Source organism: Acinetobacter sp. ATCC 27244, assembly GCF_000156555.1.
GTDB classification, from domain to species: Bacteria; Pseudomonadota; Gammaproteobacteria; order Pseudomonadales; family Moraxellaceae; genus Acinetobacter; species Acinetobacter haemolyticus.
Map to the genome: position 1 here is coordinate 1 of NZ_GG666002.1, position 481 is coordinate 481.

The 481-nt window shown below is 38.7% G+C and carries 1 pseudogene; it reads left to right on the top strand.

Going from position 1 to position 481, the window contains the following annotated elements:
• Positions 1–75: 75 nt before the first annotated feature.
• Positions 76–481, top strand: a pseudogene (locus HMPREF0023_RS15980) (IS3 family transposase); the annotation flags it as partial.

The following is a 481-nucleotide window of genomic DNA, read 5'->3' on the forward strand; positions in this document are numbered from 1 at the left end:
GAGATGGCTCCGTAAATTTGAACAACTCCTATAAGTGATATTTTGCTCCCCAAATGATGTTATAAACATCGATATATGGAGTATTTTATGGCACGTAGACCAAGAAGAAATCATTCAAATGACTTTAAAGCTAAGGTAGCGCTTGCTGCGATTAAAGCAGAAAAAACACTTGCTGAATTGAGTGCTGAATTTGATGTTCATCAAAACCAAATTATCGACTGGAAAAATCAATTGCTTTCAGCTTCCTCGCAAGCCTTCGATCAATCAAAAGCTCCAGCAGAACCGCCCATTGATCTAAAAAAACTACATGCAAAAATCGGTGAGCAGGCATTAGAAATTGATTTTTTAGAAGGTGTGTTGAAGAAACTGGGCCGCTTCAACCACAAAAGTTAATCGACGACTCACTTCAGATTTCAGTATCTAAGCAAGCTAAGCTACTGAAAGTCTCCCGTGGTTGTTATTACTATCGCCCAAAACCTGT